2 protein-coding genes are annotated in these 21,491 nt (G+C 38.7%); both read right to left on the bottom strand.

Translation table 11 applies throughout. The features are described from left to right. Positions 1–155: 155 nt before the first annotated feature. Positions 156–15,038 carry a non-ribosomal peptide synthase/polyketide synthase gene (locus tag ACUXVC_RS12465; RefSeq protein WP_446026106.1) on the bottom strand — a complete coding sequence of 4,961 codons (14,883 nt, stop codon included), beginning with the start codon at positions 15,036–15,038 and terminating at the stop codon, positions 156–158. Then, on the bottom strand, positions 15,035–21,490 hold the full coding sequence (locus tag ACUXVC_RS12460) for a non-ribosomal peptide synthetase (protein ID WP_095690902.1): 6,456 nt from the start codon (positions 21,488–21,490) through the stop codon (positions 15,035–15,037). Before ACUXVC_RS12460 ends, ACUXVC_RS12465 begins: the two co-directional genes overlap by 4 nt. Position 21,491 lies beyond the last annotated feature (1 nt).

Genomic DNA, 21,491 nt, shown 5'->3' with positions numbered 1-21,491 from the left:
TCGCTTCTATTACAAAGATTTCTATGTCTCTACCAATTACTTTTTACATTATCCCCTTAAAAAGTAATGCTCTTAATATATTCATTATTCCCTACACTTGATATGCAGGTATTGGTCTCCCCTTTGCGTTCATTGCTTTGCATCTTTTATACTCTCTACTTTTCCGTTAATAAAATGGACTTCTCTTTTATTCCTTCAAATTCATTTAGTAGATACATAGCTATTTTTTCAACTGCAGGTGAATCTACTATTTCCTCATGTGATCCAGGGACTGAATACCTATTTACTCTACCTTTTAATAAAGGTCCCCAATCTGTAAACAACTCTTTTCCTTCCTCAGCACTAAAGTAGAGAACTTCTCCAGAGTATGGTATTAAATCATGCTCTGCCATTAAGTTCAGGCATTTCCTATGAGCATTGATAACTTGCTTCAAATTCATAAGATCTGCATCAGGCGGGAGTACTCCCTCCATAATTAATCGCTCTACAAGCATATCTTCTTCATGGAAGAGGCCTTCCCCCTGCTCAGTAAAATCTCTAGGAATGAAATGCTCATATATATATGAGAGCATATCCTCCGTTGTTTTATAGTCCTGCTCTGAAGGTACTTTAGTATCCATTAGTATCAACAACTCAACTTCCTCACCTTGATTCTTTAGTACAGTTGCGGTTTTATAAGCAATTGCACCGCCTAAAGACCATCCTCCAAGACGATATGGACCTTCTGGCTGAACACTTTTTATTTCTTCGATGTAAAGTTGAATTACTTCCGGCAAAGTTAACTCGTCAATTTCTTTCTTTTCTATAAGAGGATTCTGTAAACCATAAAATGAACAATGGTTCTTAAGCAATCTTGCTAGTTGAATGTAACAGAATACATTCCCCATAAACGGATGAACGCAGAAGAAAGGTCTTTTCTCTGATTCTTGTAGTGGAACTAGCGCTACTACTGATTTCGTCATATCATGCTTATCACGAATAAGGCATGCGATTCCTTCCACTGTTGGATTCTTAATCAATGTAGACACCTTAATCTCTTTTCCAAACTTCTCCTTAATTTTTGAAACTAATTTAATTACAAGGAGAGAGTGTCCTCCTCTATTAAAGAAATCATCATTTACATAGACATCTTCTATCTGTAACACATCCTGCCAGATTTCAATCAACTGATATTCAATTTCATCCCTTGGAATGATTGGTGTAGAGAAGTTATTTTCTCTATGAATAGTTAAATTGTTCAATGCCTTTCGATCAACTTTGCCATTTGTTGTAAGAGGAATCTCGTCTACCTTAATAAAGTAAGCGGGAACCATATAATTTGGTACTTGTGTCTTGAGATATTCACGCCACTCATGCATACTACCATCTCCAACTACATAAGCAACCAATCTCTGCTCTCCTAATTTATCCTCTGTTACCAAAACTACTGCTTCTTTTACCAATGGATGCCTCTCTATACTCGCTTCAATCTCTTCAAGTTCAATACGAAAGCCCCTAATTTTCACTTGATTATCAATTCTTCTCAAGTAATCTAAATTACCATCAGGTAAATAACGAACCAAATCTCCCGTACGATATAAACGTTCTTCTTCATTAAATGGATGACGGATAAATCGCTCTGCTGTTAATTCTGGGCGATTCAAGTATCCTCTCGCTATACCTGCACCCCCAATATATAGCTCACCTGTTACACCAACTGGAACAGGTAACAAATTTTTATCCAATACATAAGTTTGAACGTTCGGCAACGGACGTCCAATTGTTACTCTCTTACTATCTTTTTTGATATGATAACACGTTGCATCAACCGTACATTCTGTAGGACCGTATACGTTATAAAAATCAATTTTTTCGGTCTCTACTAGCTGTTCCCATAATGACGGCATGATTGCTTCACCACCGACTAATATCTTACTTGGTACATGAACATCAGCACTTATTTCTAGCAATCCTCCATCTATAAGTAATTGAAGTAATGAAGGTGTCATATCAAACATTTCCAATTTATTCTCCCTAATATAGGACACAAATTGTTCCGGATTAGTGCGAACTTCACTTGGGATAATATATATACTTGAACCATAAAGCAACATTTGTAATTGCTGAATAGATACATCAAAGGCAATTGACGCATTCAAACCGACGCGCATATTACTAGGTATGTCATGTGAGAAAACTTCTTTTTGTAAACCATAGGATAGGTTTATTACAGAATGGTGCTGTACTAAAGCCCCCTTTGGATTCCCTGTCGAACCAGAAGTATAGATAACATACGCTAAGTTTTCCCCTGTTACCTCACATATTGGTGAAAGTTTGCTTTCTTGAGAAAGCATTGCTTGGTCCCTATCTAGGCAAACTGTCTTGATGTCTTTAGGTATCCATCCTAGTAATACCTCATTTGTAACTAACACTTTAATTCCCGTGTCTTGTAAAATATATTGCAGGCGGCTTTCTGGATTCGATGGATCCAATGGAACATAGGCTGCTCCAGCCTTCCAAATTCCCATGAGACCAACAATCATCTCAACTGATCGATCAAAGCAGAGGCCAACTAATGACTCTGTCCCAATTCCACATTTCTGTAAATGATGGGCTAATTGATTAGCTCTTTCATTCAGCTCTCGATACGTTAGTTGCTGTTTTTCATCTACCACTGCCACCGCGTCAGGCGTACGATTTACTTGCTCTTCGAATAGTTGATGAATTGCATTCTCACGTGGATAGGATATAGTATTATTATTCCATTCTTCCAATAGCTTTCTTTGTTCAGCTTCCGTAATATATACTAGCTCCGATAGATTTTGATCAATGTTTTTGAGCATTTGCATTAACACTTTGTGTAAATGACCCAGCATTCGTTCAATGGTTACTCTATTAAACTTACTACGGTCATACATTAACTTTAACGATAACTGGATTCCTGGAACTACAGCTAACCCTAATGGGTAGTGGGTTTGTTCTAACCCTTCCAATTCACCAATTTCCAGATTTTCTGAAGACTCCTCTTTCACTGGATAATTTTCAAACACATATAAACTATTGAACAGCGGTATTCCTCTAGGAACTTCACTCCACCCCTGAATCTCTGTCAAAGAAGCATACTCATATTGTCTTCTTTCTATCTCTTCCTCTTGTATCTTCTGCAACCAATCTATTAATTTTATATCATCCATCAATTGAATTCGCGTCGGTGACGTTGTAATGAAAGGACCTACGATGTTTTCAACATCAATAATCTCCGTAGAACGCCCTGAGCTTGTTACACCAAAAACAATGTCATTTTCTCCACTATATCGGCTCATGAGATATGCCCATGCACCTTGAATTACTGTACTCAAAGTAAGTTTATTGCGTTTCGCCCATCCTTGTAACGCTTGAGTCTGCTCTTCTGATAAATACGTAACCTTCTCTGTGTAACCTTTTTCTTCCTCTTTACTTTCTAAGCCCAGCAAAGTTGGCGCAGTAAAACCTTTTAGCTTCTCTCTCCAGAATTGTTCCGCCTGCTCCTTATCTTGCTCTCTTAACCATTGGATATATTTCTTATATGGTGAGGACTTAGGTAACTTCACAGCTTCTCCATTCATTCTCTTCTGATAGACTGTAAGTAATTCATTAAATACCAATGGTAAACTCCATCCATCCAGTAAAATATGGTGATGGGTCCAAACAATCCGATATTCTTCCTCACCTTCTTGAATGACTGTTACCCGCATCAATGGTGCTTCATCAAATTGGAAGGCTTGTTTTCGATCTAATGCCAAAAAGACTTTTCTTTTTTCCTCTATCTCTTCACTTGTCATTGTACGCCAGTCTTCTTTATTCACTTTAAATGGGATATTTTCATACACCACTTGTACAGGTTCTTCAATTTCGTCCCATACAAATGCTGTACGAAAAATTTCATGCCGCTGAATTACAGATTTCCACGCCTGCTCAAATGTAGGAATATTCATTTTTCCTCGAATCATAAAACTCAATTGCACTATATACGGTGCAACATGTTCATCCCCTTGGTCATGCAATGTGTGGAAAATCATACCTTCTTGCAAAGGTGATAGTGGATATAAATCAGTAATCTGATTTTTCTTTCCACGATGCATTTTATTTAGTACATTTGTCAAACCTTCTTGGCTAAGATTAGCCATTGCAAAATCCGAAATGGTCAGTGCAGATTCTCTATCTGAAGATTGAATCAATCTACTCAGTTGATATAGCATATTCTGTGCAATACTTTGAATCGTTGATTTGGCAAATTGTCCAACATTGTATACCCAAGTGAACTGAAGTTTTCCATCCGTTACGACCCCAATTACATCAATTACATGCGATCGCTTGGAACCGGCAGCATGATCTAAACGCTTAAATTCGTTCTCCGGAATAAACATTGCATCGCTAGAAAACATTTGGTCAAATTGTCCAAGATAGTTAAAACTAATAGACGGTGTATATTGGGAGCTTAATGGCTCACACATTGTTGCGTTCATGTAACGCAACACCCCATAATCAACACCCTTATTAGGAATTTTGCGAACTTGTTCTTTAACTGCTTTTAATGCTTCAATTGGCGTATTAGCACTAGTAATATTTAAATGAACTGGGTAAATACTTGTAAACCATCCCACAGTTCTCGATAAATCAACATCTTCAATAATCTCTTCTCGACCATGTCCCTCTAAATCTACGCTTAATATCGGCTGCCCCGTACATGCTGCTGTAGCTTGTACCAATGCTGCTAATAATACTTCATTGATTTGGACACGGTGAGTGCTTAAAGTCTCTTGCAATAACATACGGGTCTCATTCTCATTTAACACCACAGTAATTTCCTCAGTTACTGCGCTTACTGGATTACTTATAGTACCATCTACTGGCAGTATAACTACGTCTTGTTCAACCTGCTGCTCCCAGTAATGTAGCACTTCTTTTGATATTCCAGTTTGAGCGTAATGTTGTAATTTCTCCGACCATTCTTTAAAAGATGTACTCTTCATAGGTAATTGAATTTTTTGCCCTTGGACCGCTTGCGTATATGCTGTTTGCAAATCTTCCAATAAAATTCGCCAAGAAACACCATCCACGGCTAAGTGATGAATTGTCCAAAATAATCGACCAGTCTCCTCACCTTCATCAAAATACACCATTCTCATTAAAGGACCATCATGTAAATTCAATCTTTCTTGTGCAACATTAATCTCTTTTTGAATAACTTCATGCCAATCCGCTTCCGGCACTTCGTCTAATGAAATGACAGTCAGCATCAATTGTTCTTCAATTCCTTCATTCCACTGTTCCCAAGTCCCATTAGGTAAACGTTCATATCTTAAACGCAGGGCATCATGATGAAGTAGAAGGTTACGCGCTGCCTTTTCCAGTGATCCTATGTCCAATTTTTCTTTCGTTCTAAAGAACATGGATTGATTCCAATGATGTGGATTAGGATGATTTTGTGCAAAAAACCTTTGCTGAATAGGTGTAAGTATCGTCTCTCCAGTTATAATTCCTTGTTCAGCTTGTACACCTTGTTCTTCTTTGACTACTTGCGCTAACTCAGCAATCGTTTGGTGTTCAAATAGTTGTTTTGGTGTCAACTGTAAACCAGCTTGCTTTGCGCGAGAGACAATCTGAATGCTAAGAATTGAATCTCCACCAATTTCAAAAAAGTTATCATAAATACCAATACGTTTTGAACCTAGCACACGTTCCCAAATGATAGAAAGCTTATGTTCACGTTCATTTCTTGGGGCCACGTAGCCTTCTTGTATTCCTTGATAATCTGGTATAGGTAACGATTTCCGATCAACCTTTCCATTTATGGTTAGCGGTAATTCTTTCATTTCGACAAAGTAGGAAGGTATCATATGGATTGGCAGTTTTGTTTTAAGATACTCTCGCCATTCTTCTACACTACCTTCGCCCACTACATAAGCTACTAACCTCTTATCTCCCGACTGATTTTCCCTAACTATTACAACTACCTCTTTTACCAAGTCATGCTCTTGTAAAGTCGACTCAATCTCCCCAAGTTCGATTCGAAATCCTCTAATCTTCACTTGATTATCCATTCTTCCTAAGTAGTCTATATTACCATCAGGAAGATATCTCACAAGATCGCCTGTTCTATATAACCTCTCGCCTTCTTTGAATGGATGAGAAATAAATCGTTCGGATGTTAACTCTGGACGATTCAAGTACCCCTTTGCTAGACCTACTCCTCCGATATAAAGTTCCCCCATCACACCAACTGGAACTGGCAACCTATTACTATCTAATACATAAGTTTGGACGTTAGGCAATGGACGCCCAATTGTTACTCTCTTACTATCTTTTTTGATATGATAGCATGTTGCATCAACCGTACATTCTGTAGGACCATATACATTATAAAACTGTATTTTATCAGTCTCTACTAGCTGTTCCCATAATGACGGCATAATTGCTTCACCACCAACCAGTACCTTACTTGGAACATGAACGCCATCGCACGTTTCTAACAATCCGGCATCTATAAGTAATTGAAGCAATGAAGGTGTTACATCAAAGATTTCTAACTTGTTCTCCCTAATATAAGCTACAAACTTCTCCGGATCACTTCGTACTTCATTCGGAATAATATACAAACTTGAACCATAAAGCAGCATTTGTAATTGCTGGATAGATGCATCAAAGGCAATTGACGCATTTAAACCGACATGCATGTTAGATGGTATCTCATGTTCGAAAACCTCTTTTTGTAAACCATGCGACAAGTTTAGTACAGAATGATGCTGTATCAAGACACCCTTTGGATTCCCCGTTGATCCTGAAGTATAGATAACATACGCTAAGTTTTCTCCTGTTACTTCACATTTTGGTGAAAGAATGCTTTCTTGTGAAATCATTGCTTGATCCCTATCTAGACAAACTATCTTGATTTCTTTAGGTATCCAGTCTTCCAATGACTCATTCGTAACTAATACTTGAATTCCAGTGTCCTCCAAAATATATCGTAGGCGACTTTCTGGATATGATGGGTCTAATGGAACATAGGCTGCTCCAGCCTTCCAAATCCCCATAATACTAACAATCATCTCAACTGAACGCTCAAAGCAAAGTCCAACCAATGATTCATTCCCAATCCCGCATTGCTGAAGATAGTGGGCCAATTGATTAGCTTTTTCATTCAACTCTCGATACGTTAGCTTCTGTTTTTCATCTACCACTGCTACCGCATCAGGTGTACGATTTACTTGCTCTTTAAACAGCTGATGAATCGTACTTTCCTGTGGATATGCTACAGCATCATTATTCCACTCCTCCAACTGTTTTTGCTGTAATCCTGACAATATAGGCAACTTAGCTAATGATTTATCAGGATTCTCCACGATTACATTCAACCAGTTCCCAAAATGTTCAGCCATGGATTCAATAGTTAAGCTGTCAAATAAATCAGTTCTATAAACAAAAGTAAGTAATAAACCCTCTTCCACTTCTGCAGCAGTTAAACTTAAATCAAACTTAGCGATAGGAGCATTACTTTCTATTACTTCTATATTTCTTCCATGTAGTTCTGGTAGCTTCTGTCCCGTATTTTGCAAAGTAAACATGGTTTGGAAAATCGGAGAATGGCTTGTATTTCGTTCAGGTTGGATAACCTCTACAATTTTCTCAAACGGAACATCTTGATACTCATACGCCTTCAATGCTTTTATCCTCACTTGAGACAACAACTCTTGAAATGCCGGTGCATTACTTAAATCAGCTCGATAAACCAATGTATTGACAAAGAAACCAATCAGCCCTTCAATTTCTCGATAATTTCGATTTGCAATTGGGCTGCCAACAATAATATCCGTTTGTCCCGTATAACGAGCAAGGAAACTTTGATACGATGCCAATAAGGTCATGAAAAGTGTGGCCCCTTCTTGACGACTTAGTTCGTTTAATTTATCCAGTAATGAGCGCGATAACAAAACATTATGAGTTAATCCATGGTGGGTTTGCACTGGCGGACGCGGACGATCCATTGGCAACATTAAGACTGGTAACTCACCGGATAATTCTTCCTTCCAATACGCAAGTTGTTGATATAGTACTTCATCTTTCAACCATTCTCTTTGCCACTGAGCAAAATCGGCATATTGAACTGGTAGTGGTTCCAGCTCTGCTTGTTTTTCACCAATCGCATTCTCATAAAATGCCATCCATTCTTGAAGCAAGATTTCCATCGACCATCCATCTGAGATAATATGATGCATATTACATAGAAGAACCCATTCTTCTTCTGAAATTCTTATGAGTTTCCCACGGAACAATGGCCCTTTTTCTAAATCAAATGGAGATTCGACTTCAGTTTGAATCCATTGCTCCAACTTTCTTTCTCGCTCCTCTAATGAAAGCTTAGTTAAGTCCATTTGCAGAAGCGGATGGAAAACGTACGGTTGAATCCGCTGCATAGGATGGCCATCCTCTTCATAAAATACAGTCCGCAAAGATTCATGACGCTCTATCAACTGATTCCATCCCAACTCCAATGCCTCAGGTAACCAATTCCCTGTAAGACGGCATGCCATTGGCATATTATAAAGTGCACTATTAGGTGCAAATTGATCAATAAACCATAAGCGCTGTTGGGCATAAGACAGTGGAATATTTCCCCCTCGTTCCATCGGCATCAATGGTGGAATTTCTCGTTTTTCGCTCCCCTTACGTAACTGATCTATTCGTTTCGATAATGCCTCGACCGTTGAATATTCGAACAGTTCACGTACTGGCAATTTGATTTGAAAGACTTCCTGTAAGCGTGAGACCACTTGTGTAGCAAGTAGAGAGTGACCACCGAGCTCAAAGAAAGAATCCTGAACATCAATGTCTCTTATTCCTAGCACTTGACTCCACACTGAAGCAATAAGTTCTTCCAGCGGAGTTCTTGGGTATACAGTATTTTCAGCGGATTGTTCACTAAGTATAGGCAATGCCTTCAAATCAAGCTTTCCATTCGGTGTAAGTGGTAAAAATTCCATCTCAATAAAGTTTGTTGGAACCATGTAATTAGGTAAATGTGTTTGTAGATGTTCTCGCCATTCATGGACACTTCCTTCACCAACTACATAAGCTACTAATCTCTTATCACCTTGATTATCCTCTCGCGCCAATACAACAGCTTCTTTCACAGAAGAATGCGCCTGCAAAACAGCTTCTATTTCTCCCAATTCAATCCGGAAACCACGAATTTTCACTTGGTCATCTATACGTCCATGGAACTGGAGATTACCATCAGAAAGATAACTTGCTTTGTCTCCTGTATAATAGAGACGTTCTCCTGACTTGAAAGGATGTGGAATAAATTTTTCCTTTGTAAGATCCGGACGATTAGCATATCCACGTGCAAGGCTCTTCCCTCCAATATAGAGATCTCCAATTACACCAATTGGTACTAGCTGAAGATGAGAATCTAACACATAAACTTCTGTATTCGCAATCGGTCGACCAATCGATGGCGTACCTGTTGTCACTCCTACGGGTACGTAACAATCTGTGGTAACAACGGTATTTTCCGATGGACCATACTGATTAATTACCGCAAAAGGAATATCGTTAGATGGATACTGCGTTAATTGATCCCCACCAGTAATGATAAAACGAAGCTCCGTTTTATCTGGCCAAGATAATTTCAATAGTCTTTCCAGAATAGGCGTAGGTGCAAAACTAACTGTTATTTGTGAATCGATGAGCCAGTCCCTTAGCGCTTCTGGATTAATTCTCAGTTCCTCTGTTGACAAGTAGAGTGCTGCGCCAGCAGTTAGATACGGCCAAATCTCCTGGACAGCCGAATCAAAAGCAACCCCTGCAATCTGAGTCGCACGATCCTCTGCTGAAATATGATAAACTTCTTGATGCCAAGAAACCATATTCATTAATGAGCGATTTTCAACCATGACCCCCTTCGGTTTTCCTGTAGAACCAGAGGTATAAACAATATAGGCTAAGTTCTCTGGATTTATTTGACGTGTAGGTGCGATTACGCTTTCCACTGTTAGTTCTTCTAACCTCACCATTTCGATGTGTGCGAAATGTCCTTCTTGTCCTTCCGCCGTCACTACAAATTGAATTCCTGCATCTTCAATCATGTATTCTAACCTTGATTTTGGATATAACGGATCTAAAACAACATAAGCTCCACCAGCTTTTAAAATGCCTAGTAAACTTGCCATTAGCTCAGCTGACCTCGGAAGATAAACTCCTACCACTGACTCTGGGGCTACTCCCTTTCGCCGTAAAACATTTGCCAACTGATTTGCTTGTGTATCCAGTTCACCATAAGTCCACTGTTTTGTTTGATCAACTACCGCAATCGCATCCGGACGCCTTGCTACTTGCTCCTCAAATCTGTCGCAAATAAGACCCTGATGAGACATTTCCATTACAGTGTCATTCCATGTTTCTAATAACAAAGTACGTTCGGGTTCTGATAGCATGCTCAGGTCATGCAACGGATTTTGTGGGCGATGAGAAACTTCATGTAGCCATTTCTCAAAGTGTCCTGCCATCCGTTCAATAGTAGTAGCATTGAATAAATCCTTATTGTACTCAAAAGTAAAAAGTAATCCCTCTTCCGTCTCAGTTGCCATTACACTTAAATCAAACTTTGCAATTGGACTATGGCTTTCTATCATTTCAATACTTCTACTAGATAACATCGGAAACTCTTGTTTCATATTTTGCAAGATGAACATAGTCTGGAAGATTGGCGAATGACTTGTACTTCGTTCCGGTTGCACAACTTCTACAATTTTTTCAAATGGTATATCTTGATATTCATACGCCTTCAATGCCTTTTGACGAACCTGATATAGTACATCTTGAAATGTCGGTCTACCACTTAAATTAGCTCGATAAACCAGCGTGTTAACGAAGAAACCAATTAGTCCTTCAATTTCTCTATAATTCCGATTCGCAATTGGGCTTCCGACCAGGATATCTTCTTGTCCCGTATAACGAGATAGAAAACTTTGATATGCAGCTAAAAGCGTCATGAAGAGTGTAGCCCCTTCTTTTCGACTAAGTTCATTCAATTTATCATGTAGCGTGCCTGGCAGAACCAGAGTGTATGTCGACCCGTGATGAGTTTGTATTGCGGGACGCGGGCGATCCATAGGAAGTTGGAGTACAGGAAGCTCCCCAGACAATTCTTCCCTCCAATATTGGAGTTGTTGATCAAGCACCTCCTCCTTTAGCCATCCTTTTTGCCACTGAGCAAAGTCAGCATATTGAACCGGTAATGGTTCAAGTTCCGCTACCTTTCCATCCATTGCTTTCTCATAAAATGCCATCCATTCTTCAAGTAGGATTCCCATTGACCATCCATCTGAAATGATATGATGTAGAGTACAAAGGAGTATCCATTCTTCCTCTCCCACATGCAAAACACTTGTCCTGATTAATGGACCTTCTGTTAAATCAAATGGCACTTCTGTTTCTTGTTGAATTAAACGTTTAACTTCTTCTTCTTGATCTTCAGAAGAAAGCATAGTTAAATCCGTTTTCGGAATTGATTGAAAAGCATACGGTTCAATTTGCTGTACGGGTTGACCGTTCACTTCGTGAAAGACCGTCCGCAGTGATTCATGACGTTCTATTAGTTGATTCCATCCCGTTTCCAATGCTTCAAGTAGCCAATTCCCTGTAAGGCGGCATACCATTGGCATATTGTAAAGGGCACTATTAGGTGTAAATTGATCAATGAACCATAAGCGTTGTTGGGCATAAGATAGTGGGATAGCTTCTCCTCGTTTCATTGGTATTAGCGGCGGAATCTCTCGTTTTTTATCTCCTTTACGTAACTGATCTAGTCGCTTTGCCAGTGACTCCACCGTTGTATATTCAAATAGTTCACGTACTGGTAATTCGATTTGAAAAATTCCCTGTAAACGTGAAACTACTTGAGTAGCTAGTAGTGAATGACCACCGATTTCAAAAAAGGAATCCTGAACATTAATATTTTTTATTCCTAACACTTGGCTCCAAACGGAAACGATAAGCTCCTCCACTGGTGTTCGTGATGAAGTAATATCTTCACTTATGAACTGTTCTTCTAATTCCAGTAAGGCTTTCCGATTCACCTTACCATTTGGAGTGAGTGGCATACCTTCAATTTTGAAAAAGTATGCCGGAACCATATAATGTGGCAGTTGCTTCTTGAGATATTCACGCCACTCCCCAGTATCGCCTTCACCCACTACATAAGCTATTAACTGCTTATCTCCTGGTCGATCTTCCTTCACCAACACGACTGCCTCTTTTACAGATGAGTGATCATGTAAAGCTGCTTCAATTTCTCCCAATTCAATTCGGAATCCTCTAATTTTAACTTGGTTATCTATTCTTCCAATATATTCTAAGTTACGATCATTCATATATCTCACCAAGTCACCCGTTCGATATAATCGTTCCCCGTCCTTAAAGGGATGCGGAATAAAACGTTCAGTAGTTAAATCCGGTCGATTGAAGTAGCCACGTGCTAATCCTACTCCTCCAAGGTAAAGTTCCCCTGCCACACCAATCGGGACCACTTGTTGATATTGATCTAACACATACAACTCTGTATTATTAATCGGACGACCAATCGGAATAAGCATTGGTTCTTTTTCTAAATCACAATCGTAATAAGTCACATCCACAGTTGCTTCAGTAGGACCATACAAGTTAATTAACTTTGTTTGCTGAGCATTGTAAAAGATCCCCTTAAACCGGCGAACCTGCTCAGTGTTTAACGCTTCTCCACTAGTAAAAACTTGAATTAAAGACGAGACATCCCTTTTCGAATTATATAGTTCCATATAATCTAAGAAAGTAGTTAACATCGACGGAACAAAGTGCATGGTGGATACACGGTATCGTTCAATATACTCCTCAATCACCGCAGGATCTTTCTCTCCTCCTGGTGGAAGTAAACAAACACGTGCTCCTACAAATGACCACCAAAATAATTCCCAGACAGAAACATCGAACGAAAACGGTGTCTTTTGTAGGATTGTATCCTCCTCCGACAATGGATATTTTTTCTGCATCCACTGTAGGCGATTGATAACGGAATGATGTTCAATCATTACCCCCTTTGGATTTCCTGTCGAACCCGAAGTGTATATGATATAGGCTAAGTTATTTGCTGTTACTCCACTTACCGGAGCTAAATTACTCTCTTTAGAAATCATCACTTGATCCCGGTCTAAACAAATTGCTTGAATATCTTTAGGTAACCAGTCCTGTAGTGTTTCTTTTGTTAACAGCACTTGAATTTGTGAATTCTCCAAAATATATCTTAGGCGGTTTTCGGGATAACTTGGGTCCAGTGGGACATAAGCCCCACCTGCCTTCAAAATCCCAAAGAGACCAATAATCATATCAGGAGAACGTTCAATACATATACCAACCAATGATTCAGGTCCGATACCTCGTTTTTGTAGAAAATGTGCCAATTGATTCGATTTTTCATTCAGTTCTTGATACGTTAGCTTTCCACCCTCATAAACTACCGCCACTGCATCAGGTGTCCGTGCAACTTGTTGCTCAAATAGCTCATGAATCATACGATCATGACCATAAACTACGTCGGTATCATTCCATTCTTCTAGGAGTTGTTTTTGCTCAGTATCCGATAACATTGACAGCTTTGTATATGATTCATCTGGATGATACGTGATTTCATTTAGCCAGTTCTCAAAATGTACTGCCATACGCGCAATGGTTCTACTATCAAATAAATCCGTGTTGTATTCAAATGAGACGAATAGACCTTCTTCCACTTCATAGGCAGTTAAGCTCAAATCAAATTTAGCAATAGACATATTACTTTCTACCATTTCAATACTTCTATCAGGAAAATCTAGTCGTTCTTGTTTTATATTCTGTAGCGTAAACATGGTCTGAAATATAGGGGAATGACTCATGCTTCGTTCAGGTTGCACAGCTTCTACCACTTTTTCAAATGGGATATCTTGATATTCGTATGCTTTTAACGCCTTTTTCTTTGTTTGGTTCAAAATCTCCCGAAAAGTAGGGGTGCCACTCAAATCTGATCGATAAACCAACGTATTAACAAAGAAACCAATTAATCCTTCTACTCCCTTATGGTTCCGATTTGCAATCGGGCTACCAACTAGAATATCTTTTTGTCCCGTATAACGAGCAAGAAAGCTCTGGTATGCGGCCATTAAAGTCATAAATAAAGTAGATCCTTCTTGTCGACTTATATCCTTCAATTGACTGAGCAATTTATAAGGAAAAATCACATGATGCGTAGCCCCAGAGTAGGTCTGCTTAACCGGCCGAGGTCGATCCACTGGCAGTTGTAAGATAGGAAGCTCACCAGACAATTCTTCCTGCCAATACGTAAGCTGACGATTTAGCACATCACCTTGCAACCACTCCTTTTGCCACTTCGCAAAGTCTGCATATTGAATGGATAATGAACTTAATTTAGCAGGATTTCCACCCATTTCTTCTTCATAGAAAGCAAGTAATTCATTCATGAATATACCAATGGACCAAGCATCAGAAATAATATGATGCATCGTACACAGTAATAACCATTCATCCTTCTCTAATTGAACAAGCTGATTACGAATTAAAGGACCATTCATTAAATCAAATGGTTCTTGCGCTTCTCTCGCAATTAAACTATCTACCTCTTTTTCTTTTACTTTTAGAGGAAGTTGAGAGTAATCCCTTACAGGTAATGCTCTAGGAAGAAATTCGAGAATTTGTTGCACAGGCTCTTCTCCTACTTCTTTAAAAACAGTTCGTAATGATTCATGACGTTCAATGAGTCGATTGAATCCCTTCTCTAATGCTTCAGGTATCCAATTTCCTTTTAGATGCCATACTGTTGGAATATTATATAAAGAACTGTTTGGGTTAAATCTGTCCATAAACCACAAACGTTGTTGCGCATAAGACAACGGGAGTGCTTCTTTATTCTCCTTTTTTTGCATTTGCTTCTGAAGCCATGCTCTCTTCTCAGGAGAAAGTGAACTCAGCTTTGCAAGTAAATCACTTCTCATTTTTTTACCCCTTCCTCAATCAAATTACTCTCGAATATCCCATGTGCTTCTTCCTCTGATAGCTCTTCTAATTGCTTAAGCAGTTCTAGTAATTCTTCATCATTACTGACTGCTGCTTCTTTTTGAATATAGTCTTGAAGACTTACATTCTGCATTTCTTGATTTTTGTTATAGAGCAATTGATCAATCTGTTCTGCCAATTGCTGCACCGTATGAAACATAAATAAATCATGCAATGGTATCTCGATTTCAAAAGCCTCTTTAAGATTGGAAACAGCTTGCGTAGCGAGTAGTGAATGGCCACCAATTTCAAAAAACGAATCTTGAATTCCGATGTTTTCCATGCCTAAAACTTCATGCCATATCGAAACGATTGTTTTTTCCGTAGACGTACGAGGAGCAATATAACCACTTGCTATCTCCTGTCTCTCTGGCGCTGGTAAGGCCTTCCTATCAATTTTCCCATTAGGAGTGAGTGGAAATGCATTTAATCCAACAAAATAGGCTGGAATCATATAATTTGGTAGTTGATCCTTGAGATAATCACGCCACTTTTGAGCATCCCCGTCTCCTACAACATAGGCGATCAAACGCAGATCGCCAGGATAATCTTCCCGCACCATCACAATAGCTTCGTTAACTAATGTATGCCTTTGTAATGACGCTTCAATTTCTCCTAGTTCAATTCGGAACCCACGAATTTTTACTTGATGATCGATTCGTCCAACATACTCCAAATTTCCATCTGGTAAATACCTTACTAGATCTCCAGTCCGGTATACTCGCTCTCCTTCTTTAAACGGATGCGGTATAAAACGATCTTGCGTTAAGTCAGGGCGGTTTAAATATCCACGCGCTAACCCTGATCCACCAATGTATAGCTCACCAACTACACCAATTGGAACCATTTTTTGTTCGGCACTCAGTACATATACTTCTGTATTGAATATTGGTTTACCAATTGGTGGAACTCTATGCATGACACCCTTTTCTAATTCCATATACGTGGAATACGTAGTATCTTCGGACGGTCCATATAGGTTGTACACCTTTTCAATCGTATCTCTCTCGTATAAATCTTGAACTAGCGAATATGGCAATGGTTCTCCAGCCAAATTCATCACCTTTACCGAAGAAGGGATTGTTTTTGCTCGAACCAGTTCCTTTGCTGCCGATGGCACAGTATTAACCAAAGTTACACCTTTGGAAGACAACTTCTCTAGATGTAGAGCATTTTCAGTGACAATCACCTTACCACCCATCGTTAAGGGAACAAACACTTCAAAAACAGATAAATCAAAAGATAGCGAAGTTGAAGCTAACACTCCCGCTAATTCCTTTCGAGAATACGTGTGATGCGCCCAATGAATCATTGTTACTGTATTCCTGTGCTCAATCATTACTCCCTTTGGATTTCCAGTGGAACCTGAAGTATAGATAATATAGGCTAAGTTATCGCCCGTCACTTCACTCGTACATACTGTAGTTACTTCTTGTTCTATTTCTGCTCGATTACGATCAATACAAATCACGTTGACGAATTTAGGTATAACCATTTTTTGTTGTAACTTTTCCTGTGTCACCAGTACCTTTATTTGAGCATCTTCTAAAATGTACTGCAGTCGACTTTCCGGATACGCTGGATCAATTGGGACATATGCTCCTCCCGCCTTCATAATTCCTAAGAGACCGACAATCATCTCAGATGAACGTGTAACGCAAATCCCAACTAATGATTCGCATGTTACACCATTTTTTTGTAAATAATGTGCCAACTGATTCGAGCGTTCGTCCAACTCTCGATATGTTAGTTCTTCATCTTCGCACACTACTGCAATTGCTTCTGGTGTTTTTTTCACCTGTTCTTCAAACATTGTATGAATCGTACTTTCTTCCATATCTATAAAACGCGATTTATTCCATCCCTCTAGTAGTTGCTTATATTCTACTTTCGATAACATATTCAGTTCTGATAATACACATTTTGGATGAGAGACAATTTGATTTAACCAATGTTTAAAATGACTTGCCATACGTTCAATGGTTGTATCATTAAACAAATCAGTATTATATTCAAAGGTTAGTGATAATCCTTCTTCCGTCTCAGAAGCAAATAAACTCAAATCAAATTTGGCAACAGAAGCATGGCTTTCCATGAGTTCCATTTGTCTTTCAGATAGCTGAAGAAATTCTTGTTTCGTATTCTGTAAAGTAAACATAGTTTGGAATATTGGTGAATGACTTGTATTCCGTTCAGGTTTTACGAATTCTACCACTTTCTCAAATGGGATGTCCTGATACTCGTATGCTTTTAGCGCTTTTTTTCTTACCTGCGACAATAATTCTTGGAACGTCGGATTTCCACTGAAATCAGCTCGATAAACCAACGTGTTTGCAAAGAATCCTATTAATCCCTCAATCTCTTTCACATTTCGATTAGCGATTGGGCTTCCAACTATAATGTCGTCCTGTCCTGTATAACGAGAAAGGAAGCTTTGATACGCTGCCATCAATGTCATAAATAAAGTGCATCCTTCTTGCAAACTTAAATCTTTGAGCTTTTCCTGTAGGGAATTCGCCACTATTAAGGACTGACTTGCACCACAATGGGTTTGAACTGCAGGTCGAGGACGATCCATCGGTAATTGTAAAACCGGTAGTTCCCCAGATAATTCTTCCTTCCAATATTGAAGGTGCTGATTCAAATTCTCCTCTTTTTGCCATTCCTTCTGCCACATGACAAAATCTGCATATTGGATAGATAACTCCTTCAATTCCACTGGTTTTCCGGTTAGTGCTCCTTCATAAAAAGCCATCCATTCTTCAAGTAAGATTCCCATTGACCATCCATCTGAAATAATATGATGCATCGTACAAATGAGAACCCATTCTTCCCTGTCCACTTTCAATATTCGTGTTCGAATAAGAGGACCTTGTCCAAAATGAAATGGTTCCTCCGCCTCGTTTTGAATAAGGCGTTTCATTTCTCTTTCCCTATCTTCCAAAGAAAGATCTGTTAGATTCGTTTGAGGAATATGTCTGAACACATGAGATTGAACCTGTTGAAAAGGTTCACCCTCTTGTTCTAGAATTGTCGTCCTTAATGATTCATGACGCTCCAACAATTGATTCCATCCGACCTCCAATGCTTCAATTGACCATTTACCTGTTAAGCGACACGCTGCATGAATATTGTACATAGCACTATTTGGCATTAATTGATCAATAAACCATAGACGTTTCTGCGCATAGGAAAGTGGGATAACTCCTTCTCGTTTCATAGGTACAAGAGGAGCAACCTCTCGTTTTTTATCTTCTTTTCGTAACTGATTCACTCGTTTCGCCAATGCTTCCACTGTATCGTGCTTGAAAAGTTCACGTAATGGAATTTTAATTTGGAACAGTTCTTGCAATCTAGAGACGATTTGAGTAGCAAGTAGTGAGTGCCCACCACGTTCAAAGAAGGAATCCTGAATACCAATATTTTCTGTTCCTAACACTTGACTCCAAACCGAGGCAATAAGCTCTTCCGATGGCGTCCGGGGTAGCACATTTAAATCTTCAATAGCTTGCTCATCAGGTGCTGGCAAGGCCTTTCGGTCAATTTTCCCATTTGGAGTAAGCGGGAAATGTTCTAACTCTATAAAGTGCGCTGGAATCATATGATTCGGTAATTGGTTTTGTAAATACTCTCTCCACTCTTGGGTATTTCCATCGCTTATTACATATGCAACCAATCGTTGATCATCTGGACGATCTTCTCTAACTAATACGACAGCCTCTTTAATAAACGAACATTTTTCTAAAGTGGCTTCAATTTCACCTAATTCAATCCTAAAACCACGCATTTTGACTTGATGATCCATTCTACCTATAAATTCTATATTTCCATCAGTTAGATATCTTACTGAATCTCCTGTTCGATATAGTCGTTCCCCCAATCGAAATGGGTGCGAAACGAATTTTTCAGCAGTAAGATTCGGACGATTTAAGTATCCACGTGCTAAACCAGCACCACCAATATATAACTCACCCTCAATTCCTATTGATTGCAAGCGTTGATTTTGGTCTAATACATATAATTGCGTGTTCTGTATTGGCCGCCCAATAGAAACAAATTCTTGATTAGGCTGAATATCAAATGCATTGACATAAATAGTGGCTTCAGTTGGCCCATAAAAGTTGGTTAATTTCACTTGTCCACTATAATCCCATTTCTGTTGAAAACGTCTAACTAACCCTGAACTTAGTTCTTCTCCACCAGAAAATACATGGCGTACGGACGAACAATTCATGTTCAATTCAATATGATTGAAGTAATCTAAGAAAACAGATAACATCGAAGGTACAAATTGAACTATAGTAACCTGATGTTGTTTAATCACTTCAGCTATAATAGAAGGATCTTTTTCTCCACCTGGAGGTAGGAAAGATACACTTGCACCAACATGAATGCCCCAAAACAATTCCCAAACAGAGACATCAAATGAGAATGGCGTTTTCTGCAAGACCACATCTTTTTCAGAAAGCGGATATTTATGTTGCATCCATTCTAGATAATTAATTACTGAATGATGCTCAATCATTACTCCCTTTGGATTCCCTGTAGATCCTGAAGTATACATAACATACGCTAAATTTTCTCCTGTTACACCACTTATGCATGGGGTTGATTCTTCTTTTTCAATTGCAGTATAATCTTTATTCATACAAATCGTTTCTGTTTTTTCAGATACAAACAAATTTTTAGAATTTTCTTCCGTCACTAGTACTTCGATTCCAGCATCCTCTAATATATATCGAAGTCGACTCTCTGGATAAGTAGGGTCAAGTGGAACATACGCTGCTCCTGATTTTAGAATACCTAATAACGCTATCATCATTTGTAATGAACGTTCCATATATACCCCAACTAGAGACTCTGGGCCTACACCATGCTTTTGTAGATAATGAGCTAGCTGATTTGCACGCTTCTCCAACTCTTTATAGGTAATTTGTTCATTTTCGTAACTAGCCGCGATTGCTTCCGGTGTTTTTTTAACTTGCTCCTCAAACATCGTATGAATCATGCCTTCAGCCGAATAATTAAATTGAGTATGATTCCATTCCTCTAGTAACTGTATCTGTTCTTCTTCTGTTAAATGAGTAATTTCAAATAGTTTTGAATCTAGGCTCTTCGTCATCTGAATTAATATTTGCAATAAGTGATTCTGAATCAGATTTATTGTTTCTTCATTAAAATAGCTTCGATCATACATCAACTTTAAAGTAATTTTCTTACCGGGCATTACAATGAGTGTTAAAGGATAATTTGTTTGTTCCGTGCTTGTAACATCTAGTAATCTTAAATCATCATTTCTCTCACCTTGAATTGGATAATTTTCAAACACATACAAGGTATGAAATAAGGAGCAATTTCGCGGAACCTCACTCCAGCCTTGAATATCTATCAACGAATTATACTCATACTGTCTTCGTTCCATTTCTTTCATTTGTATTTTACGAAGCCAATCTACTACTGATGCATTATCCGTTAATCGAATTCTGGTAGGTAATGTGTTAATAAATAGCCCCACCATATTCTCTGCTCCTATTAAATCAGTAGGACGTCCAGCGCTAGTTACGCCAAATACGACGTCACTGTCACCGCTATACCTACTCAGCAAATAAGCCCATGCACCTTGTACTAACGTATTCAACGTTAATCGACTATTTCGTACCCACTTTTGTAAACTCTCAGTAAGTTCCTCAGATACTTGATAAGCAAACTCTCCATAACCCTTCTCTTGTCCTTGATCCTTTCTTTCCATTGCTAATGGAGTGGGTGCATAGAACCCTTTTAATTCTTCTTTCCAAAATTCCTCTGCTTGACTTTGATCTTGTTTATTTATCCATTGAATATATTTTTTATAAGGAAGAGATTTAGGAAGATTCAACAATTCTCCCTTTATCATCTTGAGATAAACTTCCATCACTTCACTAAAGACCAATGACACACTCCATCCATCTAGCAAAATATGATGATGTGTCCAGATAATTCTCGTTTCCTCTTTTGCTTCTTTAATCGCAGTGACTCTCATCAATGGTGCTTCATCCAATAAAAATCCTTTCCTACGATCTGCAGTCAAAAACTGTTGTAATTTCTTCTCCTTCTCCTCATGCGAATAGGTACTCCAATCCTCTTGATGAATAGTAAAAGGAAGACGTTCGTAAACTGCTTGTAGAGGTTTTTCTACTTCTTCCCAAACAAATACTGAGCGCAGAACCTCATGTCGTTGAATAACATATTCCCAAGCTTTTTCAAAAGTAGCAACATCCAATTGCCCCCCGAGCAAGAAACCTACTTGTACAATATAGGAAAAAGAATGTTCATCATCTTGATCGTATAAAGTATGAAACAGTATTCCTTTTTGCAAAGGTGATAAACCATATATATCAATAACGTCTCCCATT

Source organism: Bacillus sp. N6 (assembly GCF_052805735.1).
Note: the sequence above shows the minus strand (reverse complement) of the source record. Positions and strands in the feature narration are given on the sequence as shown.